This window comes from Pantoea piersonii (genome assembly GCF_003612015.1).
Taxonomy (GTDB): Bacteria; Pseudomonadota; Gammaproteobacteria; order Enterobacterales; family Enterobacteriaceae; genus Pantoea; species Pantoea piersonii.
This window is the reverse complement of sequence record NZ_RARB01000001.1, coordinates 212,101-228,878: the sequence shown is the minus strand read 5'-3', so window position 1 is coordinate 228,878 and position 16,778 is coordinate 212,101. Positions and strand designations below refer to the sequence as shown.

Here is a 16,778-nt window from a genome sequence, read left to right as displayed (position 1 = left end):
TTTAATGGCGGCGCAAAATGCCGCCGCATGGCCCTGCCAGAATGGAAAGAAAAAATATCAGCGCGGCGCTCAGCACCACCGCCGGGCCCGCCGGCAGCGAGTAGCGCCAGGAGAGCATAAGCCCGATAACGGCTGAAGCTATCGCCAGCACCATGGCGACGGCCAGCATCCATGCCAGATGCCGGCTCCAGAATCGGGCGCTGGCGGCGGGCAGCATCATCAGCCCGACCGACATCAGCGTGCCGAGCACCTGAAAGCCCGCCACCAGATTCAGCACCACCAGCATCAGAAAAAGGCCGTGCACCAGCGGCGCGCTCCATTTGCCCTGAGCGCGCAGAAAATCGGGATCGAAAGCGTCAATCACCAGCGGTCGGTAAATAACCGCAAGCATCAGCAGGGTAAAGGCGGCGATGCCGCCTACCAGCAGCAGCGCCGGGTTATCCACCGCCAGCAGCGAACCGAACAAGACATGCAGCAGATCGACGCTGGAGCCGCGCAGCGACACCAGCGTGACGCCAAGCGCCAGCGAACCCAGGTAGAAACCGGCAAAGCTGGCATCCTCTTTCAGCGGCGTATAGCGACTGACCGCACCAGAGAGCAGCGCGACCGCCAGCCCGGCGATCAGCCCGCCGACGCCCATCGCCACCAGCGATAAGCCAGAAATCAGGTAGCCGATAGCCGCGCCGGGCAAAACCGCGTGAGACAACGCATCGCCAATCAGGCTCATCCGACGCAGCGACAAAAAGACGCCGAGCGGCGTAGCGCTGACGGCCAGCGCCACGCAGGCGATCAGCGCGCGGCGCATAAAGCCGAATTCGATAAAAGGCTGAATCAGTATCATGACGCCAGGTTCCGTAACGAGACTGACGCCTCAGCAGCAAGTCGGCCCGAGTCGTCGTCCATTGACAGCACGTCGCTGAAGTAGCGCTCGACCAGCGGTCGATCGTGCAATACCACCAGCAGCGTTGTGCCCGCCTGCTGCTGCCGCTGCAGGATTGACATCAGCAGCGTCACCGTTTTGCTATCAATGCCGTTAAAAGGTTCATCCAGCAGCCACAGCGGACTGCGCTGCATTAACAGCCGGGCGAAAAGCACGCGCTGCAGCTGACCGCCTGACAGCGTGGCAGGCTGCGCCTCGGCGAAGTCGCGCATCTGTACCGCATCCAGCGCCTCGTCGATCTCGCGCCGCATGGCGCGATTGATACCACCGAACCAGCCGCAGCGCGGCCAGCAGCCCATCGACACCAGTTCGAAAACCGTTAAGGGAAAGCGCGTTTCCAGCTCGCTGCGCTGCGGCATCCAGCCGATGGCCTTGCGGGGAAGTTGCAGTTCGCACTTTCCGGCCACCGGTTTGATGAGTCCGGCAATGGTTTTCAGCAGCGTAGACTTACCGCTGCCGTTGGCGCCGATCAGCGCCGTCATACTTCCAGACGTTAATTCAGCATTAATGACTGGCGTCACCGCTCTGTTCTGATAACCCGCCTGGAGTTGAATAAAACGCATCACGAGACGATTCCCCACGCTATTGCCAGCGCCAGCAGGACGATAATCCCCAACGCGATGGCTAATCTTCCTGCCAGCGAAAGCAGCATTCCACTCTGACTCATCATTAACTCATTATGTTATAACATAACGTTACTCTATCGTATCTTTCTGCTGTCGCGCGTGAGGAATATGTTTCAAAAGGTATCAGTATTCGCTGGCGGCCTGACGATACGTCCCGCCATTTATCTGATTCAATGAGGAAAAAAGCTTTACGAATAATAACAATAGGTTTTGTCGTTAACAGATGAGTTGCAAAGAGGTTGCACAAGCCTAATGATCGGTTTATCACTCTACTGAACCGGTAAACGTTATGTCACTGCAGCTTGAAAGCAATATCAACCCGGATAACCCAGACGTCCCAGAATTAAAGGCGTTTATCCAACGGAATATTCCCAAAATAGCGCAACCCCTGGCAGGCGATCTGCAATGGTATTCACCACACGCTCAGTTAGTTCCTGAGAGTTTTAAAATAAAGTCTGTTGAAAAGTTAGCCAGCAATCGTTTTAAAATGCTTTATCAATTCGATGGACATATATTTAGTCCTTGCCTGGATTTAAATGAGACTTTTACCAGGGAAGAACAGGTTCTGTTTCATGTTTTTCCCGGCAGACTTGAGTTTGAGCTGATTGAGAACCAGCAACCCTCACCCGCTGACGAATTGTAATATTTGGTAATTGAGGTGAGCAAAACTAATGATTGTGATTTATATTTAATGTAACCCTAGCTCTGACCGCTATTCATAATCGCTTCCTGGCCGCTTAACCTTAACTCGCCGCATTGCGGTATCTGTGCAAGCTATGGAGGGGAAAAAGATGGACGAGTACTCACCGAAACGGCATGATATTGCCCAGCTTAAATTCCTGTGTGAGAACCTGTTTGATGAAAGTATGGCGACGCTAACCGACAGCCATCACGGCTGGGTTAACGACCCGACTTCAGAGAACAATTTACAGCTTAATGATTTGATTGAGCACATTGCTTCTTTCACGATGAATTACAAAATAAAGCATGCTGAAGATGAAGATCTGATAACGCAAATCGACGACTATCTTGACGATACCTTTATGTTATTCACTAATTACGGTATCAATGCGCAAGATCTGAATCGGTGGCAGCGTTCCGCCCGGCGCTTATTTAATCTTTTTAGCGAAGAGTGCGCTTACCTTCAGCAACCCAGCCACTCCATTTAGGTAAACATGAGACCGGTTTATTTATGAACGATAAAACTCTGACTAAAACTGATTATTTGATGCGGCTGAGACGTTGCCGCTCGATCGATACGCTTGAACGCGTGATTGAAAAGAATAAGTATGAATTATCCGATGATGAACTGGCGGTATTCTACTCTGCCGCCGATCATCGTCTGGCTGAACTGACGATGAATAAGCTTTACGACAAAGTCCCTGGCTCAGTATGGAAGTTCGTGCGTTAACACACTGTTTTTCCTTTCTCTTTGCTACAACCTATCCCTTTTTCTGAATAAATCTGTAACTGGCCATGGAGTGGCGGTTATAAGAGACGTATGAAGATTTTTCGAGGGGAGAAAGTGGTGGAGGCTCTGCCAGCCACATCCCGGCACACGCGTCGCCTGCTGCGGCTGCTTCCTTCCGGACCTGACCGAGTTCACAAGTTAGCATTGCGGGAGGACCAACAGAGCCTCCATTGATAAGCCCTCTTTCGAAGGCGGGGGCATTATCAGGGAAGCCCCCGGCAATTGCAAGCGCCGTCCGGATGACCGTTGTTTTCTTGAACAATGGGTGCCGCCTGACGCCGCGCCGCTATGCTAAAGTAGGTCTTTACGCCTACCGGAACGAGGTTATGGATCCGCAAGAGAGTTTTCAGCAGCGCATATGGCATATTGTCGCCGCTATTCCGCAAGGAAAAGTCGCTACCTATGGCGATATCGCCCGGCTGGCGGGTTCTCCACGCGCTGCGCGCCAGGTGGGCGGCGTATTGCGTCGTTTACCGCAAGGCACGCAGCTGCCATGGCATCGCGTGATTAACCGCCACGGCGCTATTTCTTTACAGGGCGACGATCTGCTACGACAGCGCGATGCGCTGGCGGCCGAAGGCATTGAGATAAGCGATGACGGGCGTATCGCGCTGGAACAGTATCGCTGGCGGCCCTGACAGCGGGGCTATAACGCCCCGCTCTCATCAGATTACAGGCTGGTCGGCGCAGGTACAGAAGAAGATGGGGTCACCTGCGTCGGAGAGGTTGACGGCACCGTAGTGGCCGCGCCGGGCTGTGTAGGCAGCGCCGTTTGCGGTACCGGCACCAGCAGCAGTTCCGCTTTGGTTCCGCCCTGGTTAATTACTGGCTTAACGGAATCGGTAATAAACGCCAGCTTGCCGTCAATAGTGATGGCCGCACTCAGCAAAATACGCGCGTTGGGCTGAATGTCAGCAGGATTAAACGGCAGCACGAAATGGAACGGCGCCTGCTTGCCCTGCGTGTGTACGGCGCGCTGCGAAAGCACTTTCGATGGCGCGTTCGCCATTGACGCATCGGAGAGCGTAACCGTCAACACCGCGTCAGGCGGTAGCGCGACGCGCTGACGAATATAGACTGAACCGCTCACGTTTGGCTGCGCAATCGCTGCCTGCTGTCCTGCTGCGCTTGCGCCCAGCGTCGGCACCGGTACAGATTTGCTGTGATCGGCACAACCTGCGGCGGCTGCAATTAACGTAATACCACTTACCACTTGCCAGAGTTTCATTGATGTCGTCTCCATCTGATCACTATGATTATCGGCTGCGAATTTATCGACTGGGATTTCATTCGCCTTATAGGGTTAATCCTGGCATAAAATCCAGATATTTCCTGTCGGTGCCTGATGCACTCTTTGATTGACGTTAACTGGTCGGATCTTTCACACTGAGCCGGTTAACTTTGTGAGGATTGCACTATGAGCCAGGCGCTGGAAAATCTGCTGAATTTATTAAATCTGGAAAAGCTGGAAGAGGGCCTCTATCGCGGCCAGAGCGAAGACTTAGGACTGCGTCAGGTCTTTGGCGGTCAGGTCGTCGGCCAGGCGCTCTACGCGGCGAAACAGACGGTGCCGGAAGAGCGCATCATTCACTCTTTCCACAGCTACTTCTTACGACCGGGCGACAGCAAGAAAAGCATTATTTACGATGTGGAAACGCTGCGCGACGGCAAAAGCTTCAGCGCGCGGCGCGTCAGTGCGATTCAGAACGGCCAGCCTATATTCTATATGACCGCCTCTTTCCAGGCGCCGGAGAGCGGTTTCGAGCATCAGAATGAGATGCCTGCGGTGCCCGGCCCCGAAACGCTGGCATCGGAACAGGATCTGGCGCAAAAGATGGCGCATCTGCTGCCGGAAAAGGTGCGTGAAAAATTCATCGCCGAGCGACCGCTGGAGATACGCCCGGTACAGATTCACAATCCGCTCAAAGGCCGCGTCGACGAGCCGGTGCGCCAGGTCTGGATCCGCGCCAACGGCGGCTTGCCTGGCGATCTGCGCATCCATCAGTATCTGCTGGGCTACGCCTCCGATTTAAATTTCCTGCCGGTGGCGCTTCAGCCGCACGGCAAGGGCTTCCTTGAGCCAGATATGCAGGTCGCCACTATCGATCACTCGATGTGGTTTCACCGCCCGTTTAACTTCAGCGACTGGCTACTCTACAGCGTGGTAAGCACCTCCGCCTCCGGCGCACGCGGTTTTGTGCGCGGCGAGTTCTATAACCAACAGGGGGTGCTGGTCGCCTCCACCGTGCAGGAAGGGGTGATGCGCCAGCGCAGCGAATAACTTATCCGGGCGCTGAAAAACGCAGCGGGCTGGCCCGGCGACGGGCAAAAAATAAGGGGCGAATAGTCGCCCCTTGTCGCGTTATAGTAGGTTGTGCACTGCTCTTCTTTGCCCCGGCTTACTGGTTGTAAGCGTTCTCGCCGTGGCTGTTCACATCGAGACCTTCGCGCTCCTGCTCTTCCGGCACGCGCAGACCCACGATCATATCTGCCAGCTTAAAGCCGATAAAGGCGACCACCGCAGACCAGACGATAGTAATGGCGACGCTGTAGAGCTGCACCCATACCTGATGTCCCATGGTGACCCCTTCCGCATAACCGACGCCGCCCAGCGAAGAGGAGGTGAATACGCCGGTCAGAATACAGCCAATAATGCCGCACACGCCGTGCACGCCGAAGACGTCACAGGGATCGTCCACGCGCAGCATTTTCTTCAGCGAGGTTACGCCCCACAGCCCAGCCAGACCGCCCACCAGGCCGATAATCAACGCCCCGCCGACGCCTACATAGCCACAGGCTGGGGTAATGGCGACCAGACCGGCGATAAAACCTGAACAGGCGCCCAGCAGCGACGGTTTGCCGCGTACGGCCCACTCGCCGAAGGTCCAGGAGAGCACCGCGCCTGCGGTCGCTACTACGGTGTTCAGAAAAGCCAGCGCGGCGATCTCGTTAGCGGCAGAGGCCGAACCGGCGTTAAAGCCAAACCAGCCCACGTAAAGGATCGCCGTACCGGTGAAGACCATCGGCAGGTTATGCGGTTTAAACGCCTCTTTGCCGAAGCCCGCGCGCTTGCCTACCAGATAGGCGCCCACCAGTCCGGCAATAGCGGCGTTAATATGCACGACCGTACCGCCTGCGAAGTCCAGCGCGCCATCCTGCGCCAGGAAACCGCCCGCCCAGACCATATGTGCAATCGGCAGATAAGCCAGAGTGACCCAGACGCCGACAAAAATCAGCACGGCGGAGAAGCGAATACGCTCGGCGATAGCGCCGACGATCAGCCCCACGGTAATACAGGCGAACGACGCCTGGAATGCGACGTGGATATACTGATAGAAGGTGCCCATCACCGCCTTCAGCTCGATGTTTTTCAGCATCGCCCACTGGAAGCTGCCGAAAAAGGCGTTGCCTTCGCTGAACGCCAGCGAATAGCCATACACAATCCACAGCACGCAGACTAACGCAAAGGTCACCGCGACCTGCGTCAGCATAGAGAGAACGTTTTTGCCGCGGATCAGGCCGCCGTAAAAGAGTGCGATCCCTGGAACCGTCATAAACAGCACCAGTGCGGTGCAAATCATCATAAATGCGTTGTCGGCCTTATCCGCAACCGCCGGCGCGGGCGCAGCCATCGCCAGCGAGGGTAACAGGGCCAGGCTGATGAGGCCCAACAAGGTCAGTGCTTTATTCATTTTTTTCCATCCCATCAGATTACGTAGCCGAAATCAGAGCGCTGCTTCGTCGGTTTCACCGGTGCGAATACGAATAACGCGCTGAAGCTCAGCGACAAAAATTTTGCCGTCACCGATCTTGCCGGTGTAAGCCGCCTTGCTGATCACATCCACCACTTCGTCGAGCTGGTCGTCGGCAATAGCGACATCAATCTTGACCTTGGGCAGAAAGTTCACGCTGTATTCAGCGCCGCGATAGAGCTCTGCATGGCCTTTCTGACGGCCAAATCCTTTAACCTCAGAAACGGTCAGCCCCTGAATGCCGATAGAGGAGAGCGCTTCGCGCACATCCTCCAGTTTGAATGGTTTGATGACTACGGTAACCAGCTTCATTACATCCCCTCCGGGTAGTAGACAAGTGAGTCGCCTCAGACGTGCAGAGACAGAAGCAAAGGCTGTGCCAGGAATGAAAAAGCGTGCGCGGTGCGCCCTGAATGCAGCGCAGTATGGCTTAACGTGGCAGGAAAAAAGGACCGGGAGAGAAAAGCGAAACGAGATAACGACAGGGCTGCACTTCTTTGGTGCTTCGGGCCTCAAAGAAGTGCAGCGATACGGAACATTCTGATAAATGCGCGCAAAAAAGGTGCAATTTACTCGACGGAGGCGACGGCTGTGCCCGACACCAGTTCATCGCCCGCCTGCTGCAGCTGATACATTTGCCAGTATCGCCCCTGACGCGCCAGCAGCCCGGCGTGATCGCCCTGCTCCACCACCTGACCGCGATGCAGCACCAGAATGGTATCGGCCTCGGTAATGGTCGACAGACGATGGGCGATGACCACCAGCGTGGTGTGCTGACGCAACGCGCGCAGGGTCTGCTGAATCGCCTGTTCGGTGCCGGAGTCGATATTGGCGGTCGCCTCGTCGAGGATGAGGATCTGCGGCATCTCTACCAGCACGCGCGCCAGCGCCAGCAGTTGCTTCTGTCCCACCGACAGATTGTTCCCCTGCTCGCCTAAACGCGTATGAATGCCGTCAGGCATATCGCGCGCCAGCGAGGCGAGCTGCACCTGTTCCAGTACCTGCCAGACCGCCTCTTCACTGATATCGCGGCCGAGGCGCACGTTAGCCAGCAAACTGTCCGCCAGCACCACAGGATCCTGCTGCACCATGGCAATGCCGCGACGCAGAGTCCGATGGCTGAGCTGGCTGACGGGACGATCGTCCAGCCTTATTTCGCCGCGTGTCGCCGGGTAATAGCCCATTAAAAGGCTGGCGAGGGTGCTTTTTCCGCTGCCGGTATGCCCTACCAGCGCGACGAAACTGCGCGCTGGCACGTCAAGATTGATATCGCTCAGCACGTCACGATCGCCGCGATAGGCGAAGCTCAGGTGACGCAGCGAGATACGTCCTGAACTCAGCGGGCGATCGTCATCGCCGTAATGCTGCTGCGTCGCGTCCATCAGCTCGAAAATGCGTTCGCCCGACACCATCGCCTGCTGCAGCATCGACTGCTGCGTCGTCAGTTCGATCAGCGGTTCGTTGAGACGACCAAGGTAGGTGATAAAGGCATAGAGCACGCCGACCTCAAATATGCCCGGCGAGGAGAAGCTGAACAGCATCAGCAGACCGCAAAGGATCAGCGCGGAAAAGAGGCTAAGCAGCGGGCGCAGCAGAAAACCGTCCAGCCGCAGCGTCTGCATACGCGCCAGATAGTGCGAACGACTGGCTTCGTTCATACGCTCGCCGAAGCGCGCCTGCTGACGAAACTGTTGGATCACGCTCATGCCGTTGATCACTTCGTTAAAACCGTTGTTGATATCCGCCAGATAGCTGCGTACGCGGCGCGCAATCGGCGTGCTGTAGCGCTGATAAATCAACATCACCGTCAGCACCAGCGGAAAGATCACCATCGCCACCAGCGCCATGCGCCAGTCAAGGCTGAACATCGCCACCATCATCGCGCCGATCAGCGCCGCGCCGCGCAACACTGTCGCCACCACCGTGACGTAGAGATCTTTAATCACCTCGGTGTCGTTGGTAACGCGTGAAATAATCTGCCCGACCGGCTGGGTATCGAAGGCGCTGAGCGGCTGACGCAGCGCCGCGTCCATAACGTCGCTGCGCAGCCGCTGCACCACGCCGATCGCCGCGCGGTTAAACAGCAAAGCCTGAAAATAGTGCAGTCCCGCCGCCAGCAGCTGCAGCAAAATAAAGCTCACTACCAGCCCGGCGACGATGCCCCAGGGCATCCGGTGTTTCGCCACCAGGTTGTCGATAAAATAGCTGACCAGCACAGGTCCGGTCACCTCGGCCGCGGCGGCGATCCAGAGCATGCCGACCGCGAGGCCCAGCGACCGGCGCCATGGTTTGCCATAGGCGAGCAGCCGCTTCAGCGTCGGCCATAAGCGTTTAGACTTCGCCATCGGGCGCTCCTTTTGCTGATTCATCCTCATCCAGCGCCGCCTCAAGCTGCTGATAGCGATACATATCGCGATACCATCCCGGCTGCGCCGCCAGCGCATCGTGATCCCCGCGCTGGGCGACCACGCCCTGTTGCAGCACCAGAATTTCGCTCGCCTCCGCCAGCGCCGACAGACGATGCGCGCTGATGATCAGGGTGCGGCCCTGTCCCCAGCGGCGCAGGTTATGCAGGATGTCATGTTCGGTGCGGCCATCGACCGCCGACAGGGCATCGTCGAGGATCAGGATCTCCGCGTCGAGCAACAGCGCGCGCGCAATAGAGATACGCTGCTTCTGGCCGCCGGAAAGCATTACGCCGCGCTCGCCCACTTCAGTGTCATACCCCTGCGGCAGACGCAAAATATCCTCGTGCACGCAGGCCAGCTGCGCTGCGCGCTCGATCTCTTCCTGACTGGCGTCGGGCCTGCCCAGCGCGATATTGCTCGCCACGCTGTCAGAGAAGAGGAACGGCGTCTGGCTGACCACCGCCAGGCGGCTGCGCCAGCTATCGATGCGCAGCTGCGGCAGCGGAATGTTGTGATAGCGGATCTCACCCTGTTCAATATCGAAATGGCGTTGCAACAGGCTGAGCAGCGTGCTTTTTCCGCTGCCGGTCGGGCCGCACAGGCCGAGCATCTGGCCAGGCTTCAGCTCAAAGCTGAGGTTGCGCAGCACCGGCGCGACGCTGGCCGGATAGCGAAACTCGCGGATCGCCGCCTTTAGTACGCCAGGGTTCGCAGGCGGAACCTGCTCGCCATCTTCCACCGCGGGCGCTTCCGCCAGCAGCGCGCCGATGCGGCTCCAGGCGGCGCTGCCGCGCTCGACGATATTGAACATCCACGCCAGCGCCAGCATCGGCCAGATCATCAGGCCAAGATACATAACAAAGCTGGTAAGCTGACCAAGCGTCAGCCGATCGTGCCATACCATCCAGCTGCCGCCGCCGATCGCCAGCAGGTTCGAGAAGCCGATTGCGATATAGATCGTAGGGTCGAAGCGGGCGTCGACGCGCGCCACGCGCAGGTTTTTCTCGCCGGTATCGCGGGCAATCGCGGAAAACTGCTCGGACTGGTGCGACTCCAGGCCAAAAGCCTTAATCATACGGATGCTGGTCAGGCTCTCCTGCGTCTGATCGTTAAGGCTGGAAAAGGCCGCCTGCGCCAGCTTAAAACGGTCGTGCAGCTGGTTGCCGTAACGATGGATAAACAGCGCCATGATCGGCATCGGCACCAGCGACAGCAGCGTCAGCTGCCAGCTAATCTGCAGGCTCATCACCAGCAGCACCACGCAGCCCATTACCAGCGAATCCACCAGCGTCAGCACCCCTTCGCCGGCGGCGAATACCACGCGATCCACATCATTAGTGGCGCGCGCGATAAGATCGCCGGTGCGATGGCGCAGATAAAAAGCCGGGTGCTGGCGGCTGAGCTGACGGTAAAAATCTTCGCGCAGTTCGACGGCAAGCTGATAGGAGGCGCCGAACAACAGCACGCGCCAGACATAGCGCAGCAGATAGGTCGCCACGGCGGTAACCAGCATCACGCCGATCCACATCATAATGGTGCGCGCGCTCATGCTGCTATGCGTAACGCCATCGACGATAACGCCTACCAGATGCGGCGGCAGCAGCTGCAGGATAGCGATGATAATCAGAAGAGTGACCGCGCCCAGATAGCGTCGCCACTCGCGAATAAAATACCAACTTAACTGGCTGAATAATCGCACTACGCTCTTCTCTTTCTTTTGCCTCAGGGGGCAACGGGTAACGCCGTGGTGTATTTAATCTCCTCCATGGCGAAGCTGGAGGTGACGTCAATCAGGCCCGGCACGCTGTTAACCAGACGCTTGTAAAATTCGTCGTAACGTTTCATATCCGCCACCTGAATACGCAGCAGGTAGTCGTATTCGCCCGCCGTACGGTAGAACGCCAGCACTTCAGGCATCTCCTGCACCGCCGTGACGAAGCGCTGATACCATTCGCGGCTGTGCTGCTGCGTTTTTACAAACATAAAGGCCGTCAGCGACAGGCCGAGCTTCTCCGCATCCAGCAGCGCGACGCGCGCGCGGATAATACCGTCATCCTCCAGCTTTTTCAGTCGCTTCCAGCACGGCGTGGTGGTGAGGTTGACGGCGTCCGCCAGCGCCTGCAGCGACAGCGTGCAGTCCCGCTGTAGCAGATCCAGTAAATGGCGGTCAGTTTTATCTAACATTTGCCTCTCCGGGAGAATATTTTTCTCCATTGGTGCCATTATAGCCGGAATAAAGCCAACTCTTTTTCCTGCCCGTGCCTTACAATCAGCGCATCTTTTTTGCCGGACTAGCATCATGAGTAACTGGACTCGCCACGCCATTAATGAGATCAACGCGGATTTTCAACGCTCCGCCGAAACCCACCTGATTCGCTTTCGCCTGGCGGATTATCCCGGCATCGCGTTCTATCTGAAAGATGAGAGCACCCATCCCAGCGGCAGCCTGAAACATCGCCTGGCGCGCTCGCTGTTTCTCTATGGGCTGGCGAACGGCTGGATTAAAGAGAACAGGCCGGTGATTGAGGCCTCATCCGGCAGCACGGCGGTGTCGGAGGCCTATTTCGCCCAGCTGCTCGGCCTGCCCTTTATCGCCGTGATGCCGGCGAGCACCGCGAAGCGCAAAATTGAACAGATCGCGTTCTACGGCGGTCAGTGTCATTTTGTCACCGATCCCTGCGAGCTTTACAGCGCGTCAACACAGCTGGCGCGCGAGCTGAACGGCCATTTTATGGATCAGTTCACCTACGCCGAACGCGCCACCGACTGGCGCGGCAATAATAACATCGCCGAAAGTATTTTCCGTCAGATGGCGCTCGAGCCCTTTCCGGTGCCGCACACGCTTATTATGGGCGCAGGAACCGGCGGCACCTCGGCGACGCTGGGGCGCTATATCCGCTATCAGGGTTTTGCCACTCAACTGCTGGTGGTCGATCCCGAGCATTCGGTATTCTTTGATTACTGGCACAGCCGTGATGCGGCGCTGCGCAGCGCACGCGGCAGCCAGATTGAAGGCATCGGCCGCCCGCGCGTCGAGCCCTCTTTTATGCCGGACGTGATTGACGAAATGATGAAAGTGCCTGACGGCGCGACGCTGGCGGCAATGCTGAAGCTGGCGCAGATTATTGGCCGCAAGCCTGGCGCCTCAACCGGTACCAACTTCTGGGGCATGATGCAGGTGGCGAAACGGATGCGTGCGAAAGGCGAACAGGGCGCGCTGGTGACGCTGATGTGTGACAGCGGCGAACGCTATCCCGATAGCTACTACGATGAAAGCTGGGTCGCGCGGCAGTTTGGCGATATCAGCGGCTGGCAGCGCGAGCTGGAATAAAATAGCGGACTTCCTGTCCGCTTCACTGTAATCCTCAGCATTCGGGGGAATACGCGAGGTGCGGCGTGGCCATCCAGTGATTTAAATAGTGAGACACCGCCTGTGTCTCGCAATGGCCGATAACCGGCAAATGGGGCAGCGCGGACTTGAGCTGACTCATGGCGTTGCCCATAACAAAACCTTTCCCTACCAGCGACAGCATTTCGCGGTCGTTCATGGCGTCGCCAAAGGCCATGCACTCCGCCAGCGTCAGCGAGAGATGCTGGCATAACATCGCCAGCGCACTGCCTTTGTTGCAGTTGAGCGGCAAGACCTCCAGACAATCCAGCGCCGAAAAACAGATATGCGCACGGTCGCCGAACGCCGCATCCAGCTGCGTTTTCAGCTGGCAAAGCGCATCGTGACTATCGACGAAGCAAATCTTGGTGACTTCATGGGCGGGAAAGCTTTTCAGGTCGCGCAGCTGATAGCTAAAGCCGCTCATGGAGTGCGCCTGCAGCAGCTCCGGCACAGGCACGTCGGTAAACCAGCCCTTATCATTAAAAACGTGTACCGTCGCAGCGCTCTTCCAGCGGCTGTGGAGCACCTCTTCCGCCACTGACGGCGAGAGATCGCTGGCAAACAGCACGTTACCCTCCAGATCGTGAACGCGCGTGCCGTTGCCGGTAATCAGCCATGCGGGCAGCGTGATGCGCTGGCGCAGGATCTGCATCTCCAGCAGATGTCGTCCGGTGGCGAACGCCAGATGCACGTCACGCTGATGTAGCGCCAGCAGACTGGCGAGCGTCTGCTGACCCAGCTGGTGGCTGGGCAGCAGCAGCGTGCCGTCCATATCGAATGCGGCTAGTCGCGCCATGGCTCTCTCCCGTTAATAAGTCAGAAGAGACTATCGCCTGGCAATCCCGGAACTAATAGTGAATACTTTGCGAAAACTGTTCCGGGTTTCTTATGCGCCAGCTTAATCGCCTCAACCAGTTCCAGCGCCTGTGGCAGCACAGCCAGGGCTCGCCCCAGCAAACCTGCGTGGCCGAGATGGCCAGCCGCTGCTTTTGTAGCGATCGTCATCTGCGCACCCTGCTGTCGCAGTGGCAGCATGCAGGCTGGCTGCGCTGGCAGGGCGAATCAGGGCGCGGCAAGCTTGGCTTACTGACCTTTCTGCGCACGCCGGAGCAGCTGCGACAGCAGCTGTTGCAGTCGCAATTGCAGGCGGGCAACGCCGCAGAAGCGCTGCAGGTGCTGGATATGGCGCCGGAGCGGCTGATGAACCTGCTGCGTCCGCTGATGGGTGGTCAGTGGCAAAACGACGCGCCGGTGCTGCGCATCCCCTACTACCGCCCGCTGGAATCGGTCGCGCCGCTGCAAATCAGCGGACGCGCCGAGCAGCATCTGGCGCGCCAGCTCTTTTCCGGCGTGACGCGTTTTGAAGCGGATGAACCGGTAGGCGATCTGGCCCATCACTGGCAGCACGCCGATGAGGGCCGCGTCTGGCTCTTCTGGCTGCGTCCTCGGCTGTTCTGGCATAACGATGAGCCACTCCAGGCCGCGCAGCTGGTCGAGCAGTTTCAGCGCATCCTGCAGGACGAGCGCGCGCGGCGTCTGCTGGCGGACGTTGAAAGCGTAGACGCGCCGCACCCGCTGGCGCTGCGTTTTCAGCTGAGCAGCAGCGATTACTGGCTGCCCTACCGGCTGGCGCATCAGCTCTGCCTGCTACCGCATCCGCAGCAGCCGCGCCTTGGCAGCGGCCCCTGGAAGCTGGCGCACTTTACGCCGGAGCTGGTGCGTATTGAGAGCCACGCGCGCTGGCACCTGCAGTTGCCGCTGATGCAGGCGGTGGAATACTGGATTACGCCGACGCTGTTCGATCGCGCGCTAGGCACCAGCTGTCGTCATCCGGTGCAGATCGCTATTGGCGACGCGGCGGATCTGGCATCGCTGCGTCCGGTCAGCCGCAGCATTAGCCTGGGCTTTTGTTATCTTGCCTGTCGTCCGCGCGCAGGCTTCAGCCCGGCACAGGCGCGTCGTCTGTTCCGTCTGCTGCAGCAAAGCGGCATCGTTGCGCAGCTGCCGCTGGAAGAGGGACTGATTACGCCAAGCAAAGAGCTGCTGCCGGGCTGGCCGGTGCCGCCTGTTGAAGATGAAGCGCCGGATCTGCCGCCGCGTCTGACCCTGCACTACCAGCTGCCGGTGGAGCTGCATGAGATGGCGCAGGCGCTGCGTCAGCTGTTGCTGGCGGAAGGCTGTGAGCTGACTATTATCTTTCACAACGTCAAAAGCTGGCGACGCTTTGAGGATCTGGAGCAGGCCGATCTGGTTATGGGCGATCGGCTGATTGGCGACGCGCCGATCTTTACCCTGGCGAGCTGGCTGGAACTCGACCGGCTGTGGCCCGCAGCCACCAGCAGCCGCCTTCGTCAGGAACTCTTGTCGATACAGCAGCTGGACGACGGCGATGCGCGCAGCGACGCGCTGCACCAGCTTTACCATCGCCTGATGTGCGACGGTCTGTTGCTGCCGCTGTTCAACTACCGCTATCAAATCTTCGCGCCGCCTGGCGTAGAGGGCATTCAGCTTAATACGCTCGGATGGTTCGATTTCAGCCGCGCCTGGGTTCCCCCGCCGCTGGCGATGTGAAGTATCGTTTCAGGCTGTTCAGCGGCCCGGAGAGTTATTACCATAGGCGCAAAATTTTCGACCAGGACAATATAATGAAACGAGCCGTAGTCGTGTTTAGCGGTGGACAAGACTCCACTACCTGCCTGATTCAGGCGTTGCAGCAGTATGATGAAGTGCACTGCGTCACGTTCGACTATGGTCAGCGTCATCGCGAAGAGATCGACGTTGCCCGCGCGCTGGCACTGAAGCTGGGCGCGCGCGCCCATAAAGTGCTCGACGTCACTCTGCTGAACGAGCTGGCGGTGAGCAGCCTGACCCGCGATAATATTCCGGTCCCCTCTTACGATCCCGCCGCCAGCGGCCTGCCAAGCACCTTTGTGCCGGGACGCAATATTCTGTTCCTGACGCTCGCCTCGGTTTACGCGTATCAGGTAGAGGCGGAAGCCGTCATTACCGGCGTGTGCGAAACCGATTTCTCCGGCTATCCCGACTGCCGCGATGAGTTTGTCAAAGCGCTGAACCATGCGGTCGCGCTGGGCATGGCGCGCGAGGTGCGTTTCGAGACCCCGCTGATGTGGCTTAACAAAGCCGAGACCTGGGCGCTGGCTGATTACTGGCAAAGCCTGACGCTGGTCCGTGAAGAGACGCTGACCTGCTATAACGGCGTTAAGGGCGACGGTTGCGGCGAATGCGCCGCCTGCCATTTGCGTGCTCGCGGTCTGAACGACTATCTCGCCGACCGCGACGGCGTGATGGCGGCAATGAAAAGCAAAAGCGGTTTAGCCTGAGTCTGCGCGCCGCACGGTTAATCAGGCTGAGAAAGCCTCCAGCCGCGCGCGCAGCTCGCTCTCCAGCGCTACCGCTTTCTGCGTGCGCAGATCGATGCAGACAAAGGTAAGCGCCGCATCCGCCACCAGAGTCTCGCTGCCCTCCAGCGTCACGCGCTGGGTGATAATGCCGCTTTTGCCGTTCAGCTGCGTGATTTCACTGTGAATAGCCAGAACGTCGCCCAGCACGGCCGGGCGACGGTAGTTGATATTAATGTTCACGACTACGAACGCCAGCTGCTGCTCTTGCAGCCAGTTAAACGCGCCGGCCTCCTCGAGCCACTGCCAGCGCGCCTCTTCGAGAAACTCCAGATAGCGCGCGTTGTTGACGTGCTGATACACATCAAGGTGGTAGCCGCGAACTTTAATAGTGGTCTGCATGCCTGACATCTCCTGTCGCAAAAGGGCTAAACTGGTATGACCTCTTTAGCGTAGCAAAACTCCTTTTGCAGTGCGGCAAAAGCGTCAGGGTTGCGCCTCAGCTCACAGTTTCAGCCGTTCAGCGTTCCGTTCGATTAGCGCATTGCCAATGCCCGGCACCTCTTTTAACTGTTCAATAGCGGTAAAGGGGCCGTACTGCTCGCGGTAGCTGACGATCGCCTGCGCCTTTTTCAGCCCCACGCCATTCATCGCCGCCGACAGCTGTTCGGCTGTCGCGTCGTTAATGCTGATTTGCTCGATCTGCGGTCCGGCCGTCTGCGCGACCGGCGTTTCGGTTGCGGTTTCCGCCGCCGCCAGGCCGGGATGATAAAGGGCGCCGCCAAGCGCTAAGGTTAAGTAAAGTGCTGACAACGTTGATTTAGACATGCT

General features: G+C 58.2%; 19 protein-coding genes and 1 other RNA gene. 8 read left to right on the top strand and 12 right to left on the bottom strand.

All coding sequences use genetic code 11. The annotated features are described in order from the left end of the window. Nucleotide 1: 1 nt before the first annotated feature. Both D7S44_RS01090 and D7S44_RS01085 read right to left on the bottom strand, forming a co-directional pair. Nucleotides 2–841, bottom strand: a complete 840-nt coding sequence (locus D7S44_RS01090) for a metal ABC transporter permease (protein ID WP_120451309.1) — start codon at nucleotides 839–841, stop codon at nucleotides 2–4. After that, nucleotides 838–1,506 (bottom strand): metal ABC transporter ATP-binding protein, encoded by a 669-nt coding sequence (locus D7S44_RS01085; RefSeq protein WP_371315518.1) that lies wholly within the window; start codon nucleotides 1,504–1,506, stop codon nucleotides 838–840. Before D7S44_RS01085 ends, D7S44_RS01090 begins: the two co-directional genes overlap by 4 nt. A 349-nt stretch (nucleotides 1,507–1,855) precedes the next feature. Here D7S44_RS01085 and D7S44_RS01080 point away from each other — a divergent pair, with 349 nt between their 5' ends. From D7S44_RS01080 to D7S44_RS01070, 3 genes are all read left to right on the top strand, one after another. After that, nucleotides 1,856–2,209, top strand: coding sequence for a hypothetical protein (locus tag D7S44_RS01080; RefSeq protein WP_120451307.1), 354 nt, complete (start codon nucleotides 1,856–1,858; stop codon nucleotides 2,207–2,209). Nucleotides 2,210–2,357: 148 nt separating this feature from the next. Then, complete coding sequence (tomB, locus tag D7S44_RS01075; RefSeq protein WP_120451306.1) at nucleotides 2,358–2,735, top strand: Hha toxicity modulator TomB; 378 nt, start codon at nucleotides 2,358–2,360, stop codon at nucleotides 2,733–2,735. A gap of 23 nt (nucleotides 2,736–2,758) precedes the next feature. Next, the gene (locus tag D7S44_RS01070) at nucleotides 2,759–2,977 is read left to right on the top strand and encodes an HHA domain-containing protein (RefSeq protein WP_120451305.1); all 219 of its coding nucleotides are present in this window, start codon (nucleotides 2,759–2,761) and stop codon (nucleotides 2,975–2,977) included. A gap of 124 nt (nucleotides 2,978–3,101) precedes the next feature. Here D7S44_RS01070 and ffs read toward each other — a convergent pair. Continuing rightward, nucleotides 3,102–3,198: signal recognition particle sRNA small type (gene ffs / locus D7S44_RS01065), an RNA gene on the bottom strand. Between the two features lie 165 nt (nucleotides 3,199–3,363). On the opposite strand from ffs, the gene D7S44_RS01060 reads away from it, so the two are divergent. Beyond that, the gene (locus D7S44_RS01060) at nucleotides 3,364–3,675 is read left to right on the top strand and encodes an MGMT family protein (RefSeq protein ID WP_120451304.1); all 312 of its coding nucleotides are present in this window, start codon (nucleotides 3,364–3,366) and stop codon (nucleotides 3,673–3,675) included. A gap of 32 nt (nucleotides 3,676–3,707) precedes the next feature. On the opposite strand, the gene D7S44_RS01055 is transcribed toward D7S44_RS01060, so the two are convergent. Beyond that, a complete protein-coding gene (locus D7S44_RS01055) occupies nucleotides 3,708–4,265 on the bottom strand; it encodes a YbaY family lipoprotein (RefSeq protein ID WP_120451303.1) in 558 nt (185 codons plus the stop codon). 189 nt (nucleotides 4,266–4,454) lie between these two features. Here D7S44_RS01055 and tesB point away from each other — a divergent pair, with 189 nt between their 5' ends. Then, the gene (gene tesB / locus D7S44_RS01050; protein ID WP_120451302.1) at nucleotides 4,455–5,318 is read left to right on the top strand and encodes an acyl-CoA thioesterase II; all 864 of its coding nucleotides are present in this window, start codon (nucleotides 4,455–4,457) and stop codon (nucleotides 5,316–5,318) included. A 118-nt stretch (nucleotides 5,319–5,436) separates the two neighbouring features. Here tesB and amtB read toward each other — a convergent pair whose 3' ends face one another. The 5 genes from amtB to D7S44_RS01025 form a co-directional block, all read right to left on the bottom strand. Then, complete coding sequence (amtB, locus tag D7S44_RS01045) at nucleotides 5,437–6,729, bottom strand: ammonium transporter AmtB (RefSeq protein WP_120451301.1); 1,293 nt, start codon at nucleotides 6,727–6,729, stop codon at nucleotides 5,437–5,439. 33 nt (nucleotides 6,730–6,762) lie between these two features. Further along, nucleotides 6,763–7,101 carry a P-II family nitrogen regulator gene (glnK, locus tag D7S44_RS01040; protein ID WP_033752690.1) on the bottom strand — a complete coding sequence of 113 codons (339 nt, stop codon included), beginning with the start codon at nucleotides 7,099–7,101 and terminating at the stop codon, nucleotides 6,763–6,765. 257 nt (nucleotides 7,102–7,358) lie between these two features. Next, a complete protein-coding gene (locus D7S44_RS01035) occupies nucleotides 7,359–9,134 on the bottom strand; it encodes a SmdB family multidrug efflux ABC transporter permease/ATP-binding protein (RefSeq protein WP_120451300.1) in 1,776 nt (591 codons plus the stop codon). Further along, nucleotides 9,121–10,896, bottom strand: coding sequence for a SmdA family multidrug ABC transporter permease/ATP-binding protein (locus D7S44_RS01030; RefSeq protein WP_120451299.1), 1,776 nt, complete (start codon nucleotides 10,894–10,896; stop codon nucleotides 9,121–9,123). The genes D7S44_RS01035 and D7S44_RS01030 overlap by 14 nt, the downstream gene beginning before the upstream one ends. Before the next feature lie 23 nt (nucleotides 10,897–10,919). After that, the gene (locus D7S44_RS01025; protein ID WP_120451298.1) at nucleotides 10,920–11,381 is read right to left on the bottom strand and encodes an Lrp/AsnC family transcriptional regulator; all 462 of its coding nucleotides are present in this window, start codon (nucleotides 11,379–11,381) and stop codon (nucleotides 10,920–10,922) included. Between the two features lie 115 nt (nucleotides 11,382–11,496). Here D7S44_RS01025 and D7S44_RS01020 point away from each other — a divergent pair, with 115 nt between their 5' ends. Then, entirely contained in the window at nucleotides 11,497–12,528 is a 1,032-nt protein-coding gene (locus D7S44_RS01020; protein ID WP_218834573.1) for a PLP-dependent cysteine synthase family protein, read from the top strand. A gap of 34 nt (nucleotides 12,529–12,562) precedes the next feature. On the opposite strand, the gene cof is transcribed toward D7S44_RS01020, so the two are convergent. Then, nucleotides 12,563–13,384: an HMP-PP phosphatase gene (gene cof, locus D7S44_RS01015; RefSeq protein WP_120451297.1), complete on the bottom strand. Its 822-nt coding sequence runs from the start codon at nucleotides 13,382–13,384 to the stop codon at nucleotides 12,563–12,565. Between the two features lie 92 nt (nucleotides 13,385–13,476). On the opposite strand from cof, the gene D7S44_RS01010 reads away from it, so the two are divergent. Continuing rightward, a complete protein-coding gene (locus D7S44_RS01010) occupies nucleotides 13,477–15,159 on the top strand; it encodes an SgrR family transcriptional regulator (RefSeq protein ID WP_120451296.1) in 1,683 nt (560 codons plus the stop codon). Nucleotides 15,160–15,233: 74 nt separating this feature from the next. Then, nucleotides 15,234–15,929 (top strand): 7-cyano-7-deazaguanine synthase QueC, encoded by a 696-nt coding sequence (queC, locus tag D7S44_RS01005; RefSeq protein WP_120451295.1) that lies wholly within the window; start codon nucleotides 15,234–15,236, stop codon nucleotides 15,927–15,929. Nucleotides 15,930–15,950: 21 nt separating this feature from the next. Here the strand turns inward: queC and D7S44_RS01000 are convergent, their stop codons facing one another. After that, a complete protein-coding gene (locus tag D7S44_RS01000; RefSeq protein ID WP_120451294.1) occupies nucleotides 15,951–16,349 on the bottom strand; it encodes a YbgC/FadM family acyl-CoA thioesterase in 399 nt (132 codons plus the stop codon). Between the two features lie 102 nt (nucleotides 16,350–16,451). Further along, a complete protein-coding gene (locus D7S44_RS00995; RefSeq protein WP_120451293.1) occupies nucleotides 16,452–16,775 on the bottom strand; it encodes a ComEA family DNA-binding protein in 324 nt (107 codons plus the stop codon). Nucleotides 16,776–16,778: the final 3 nt, after the last annotated feature.

Bases quoted from the DNA above. Each gene is read 5' to 3' on its own strand.
- tomB (WP_120451306.1), top strand. From the start codon at position 2,358: ATGGACGAGTACTCACCGAAACGGCATGATATTGCCCAGCTTAAATTC.
- amtB (WP_120451301.1), bottom strand. From the start codon at position 6,729: ATGAATAAAGCACTGACCTTGTTGGGCCTCATCAGCCTGGCCCTGTTA.
- glnK (WP_033752690.1), bottom strand. From the start codon at position 7,101: ATGAAGCTGGTTACCGTAGTCATCAAACCATTCAAACTGGAGGATGTG.
- queC (WP_120451295.1), top strand. From the start codon at position 15,234: ATGAAACGAGCCGTAGTCGTGTTTAGCGGTGGACAAGACTCCACTACC.
- D7S44_RS01035 (WP_120451300.1), bottom strand. From the start codon at position 9,134: ATGGCGAAGTCTAAACGCTTATGGCCGACGCTGAAGCGGCTGCTCGCC.
- D7S44_RS00995 (WP_120451293.1), bottom strand. From the start codon at position 16,775: ATGTCTAAATCAACGTTGTCAGCACTTTACTTAACCTTAGCGCTTGGC.
- D7S44_RS01025 (WP_120451298.1), bottom strand. From the start codon at position 11,381: ATGTTAGATAAAACTGACCGCCATTTACTGGATCTGCTACAGCGGGAC.
- D7S44_RS01000 (WP_120451294.1), bottom strand. From the start codon at position 16,349: ATGCAGACCACTATTAAAGTTCGCGGCTACCACCTTGATGTGTATCAG.
- D7S44_RS01020 (WP_218834573.1), top strand. From the start codon at position 11,497: ATGAGTAACTGGACTCGCCACGCCATTAATGAGATCAACGCGGATTTT.
- D7S44_RS01080 (WP_120451307.1), top strand. From the start codon at position 1,856: ATGTCACTGCAGCTTGAAAGCAATATCAACCCGGATAACCCAGACGTC.
- D7S44_RS01010 (WP_120451296.1), top strand. From the start codon at position 13,477: ATGCGCCAGCTTAATCGCCTCAACCAGTTCCAGCGCCTGTGGCAGCAC.
- D7S44_RS01070 (WP_120451305.1), top strand. From the start codon at position 2,759: ATGAACGATAAAACTCTGACTAAAACTGATTATTTGATGCGGCTGAGA.
- cof (WP_120451297.1), bottom strand. From the start codon at position 13,384: ATGGCGCGACTAGCCGCATTCGATATGGACGGCACGCTGCTGCTGCCC.
- D7S44_RS01060 (WP_120451304.1), top strand. From the start codon at position 3,364: ATGGATCCGCAAGAGAGTTTTCAGCAGCGCATATGGCATATTGTCGCC.
- tesB (WP_120451302.1), top strand. From the start codon at position 4,455: ATGAGCCAGGCGCTGGAAAATCTGCTGAATTTATTAAATCTGGAAAAG.
- D7S44_RS01090 (WP_120451309.1), bottom strand. From the start codon at position 841: ATGATACTGATTCAGCCTTTTATCGAATTCGGCTTTATGCGCCGCGCG.
- D7S44_RS01055 (WP_120451303.1), bottom strand. From the start codon at position 4,265: ATGAAACTCTGGCAAGTGGTAAGTGGTATTACGTTAATTGCAGCCGCC.